This window comes from Bacillus sp. 05T22, assembly GCF_056396765.1.
The window spans coordinates 1-1158 of record NZ_JBFTMC010000249.1; the positions used below are offsets into that span (position 1 = coordinate 1).

The following is a 1158-nucleotide window of genomic DNA, read 5'->3' on the forward strand; positions in this document are numbered from 1 at the left end:
GTTATGTTAACTTCACATGTAGAGGATATACAAAACAAAAATATTTTTTAGGCGTAAAAACATATAGGATATATGCAGTGACTGATAACCAGAACGTACTATTCAGGAACACATGAAATATATATAGTACAGGCTCAATGAAATTATGATTCTATTGCTTTTGGGGGAAGATATATGCCAAAAAAAGTTCTTCTGTTTACAGATTTAGGAATTGATGATGCCTTTGCTGTTCTGTATACCTTTTTCCGTAAAGATATCCAACTTGTAGGGATTGTAGCTGATTATGGAAATGTATCAAGAGAGAATGCTATAAGAAATATTAACTATTTAAAGTATATTGGGGGAAAGGAAGAGATACCTGTATTTTTGGGTGCTTCTGTACCTTTAACAGGCATATTGGTCCAGTATTTTCCTGAAGTACATGGGAAAGTGGGATTAGGACCTATCATCCCGCCTGAGATTTCTTATCCGACTTACCCTATCAATGATATTTATCGGATTATAGATTCTAATTTAGATGACCTCATAATTATTAATTTGGGAAGGCTCTCTTCGTTGGCGACGGCATTTGTCCTAAATTTAGAAACAATGCGGAACGTGAATGAATACATTTGTATGGGCGGAGCTTTTTTTTATCCTGGAAACGTGACTGCTGTGGCTGAAGCTAACTTTTATGCAGACCCTTATGCAGCAAACTTAATTCTGCAGCATGCAAAGAATTTGACAATTATTCCGTTAAACGTCACCCAACACGCGATTGTTACACCCGAAATGGTCCAACAAATCGACGCGTTTCACCGTAATACACAGGACCTTGCAGGGCTTATCATCAAGCCCATGTTAGACTACTACTATAATTTCTACTCTAAATCGAACCCTGGTATAAGGGGAAGTCCTATGCATGATTTTGTAACAATCTGGTATTTGTTGAACCCAGATGCAGTTCTCCTTTCAAAAGTACCCATCAAAGTAATTCCCGATCAAGGAGAAGGATTTGGTCAAAGTATTGCAGATTTTCGTTTTGTGACAAATCCGGGTTATAAAACACATAATGTCGCTTTTCAGTTCAATTACGAAAGTTTTAAGAGAGATATCATGGAAACATTCTTAAGGAAGAGACTGTAGCRTATCCTAAGTAAACTTCAGATAACGGAAATT

General features: G+C 36.6%; 1 protein-coding gene. It reads left to right on the plus strand.

Annotated elements, in window-relative coordinates:
* The first annotated feature begins 174 nt into the window (after window positions 1-174).
* Window positions 175-1125, plus strand: a complete 951-nt coding sequence (locus AC1DIT_RS28170) for a nucleoside hydrolase (protein WP_016113412.1) — start codon at window positions 175-177, stop codon at window positions 1123-1125.
* Window positions 1126-1158 lie beyond the last annotated feature (33 nt).